This window comes from Methylobacterium mesophilicum (assembly GCF_022179445.1).
GTDB classification, from domain to species: domain Bacteria; phylum Pseudomonadota; class Alphaproteobacteria; order Rhizobiales; family Beijerinckiaceae; genus Methylobacterium; species Methylobacterium mesophilicum.
On record NZ_BPQU01000112.1, the window covers coordinates 1 to 278 of the forward strand.

1 protein-coding gene is annotated in these 278 nt (G+C 47.1%); it reads right to left on the minus strand.

What is annotated here, in order from left to right:
* Positions 1-278 (minus strand): fructose-bisphosphatase class III (locus tag MFF40_RS29160; RefSeq protein WP_238263166.1); only part of this gene is annotated, 278 nt, incomplete at both ends.

Genomic DNA, 278 nt, shown 5'->3' on the forward strand with positions numbered 1-278 from the left:
GCCGACCACATGCAGATGGTCGACCACCAGCCGCTGAACGCTGTAAGCAAGGCCGGTGATCAGCTTATCGGCTTGGCCAAGCTCAATGATCTGATCAATGATTTCGGAGTAATATTGCTCCTTGTTGCCTGCTTGTTCTGTTTTGTATAGCAGCTCCTCCCTAATATAAGCAAACTGAGTAGGCAGTGCTTTGCGCAGTTTGGAGCGGGTACACTTGGAGGAGCAATATGAAACGAGCTTAATCATTCGGTTAATCGTTTCTTTATACCACTCGTTTA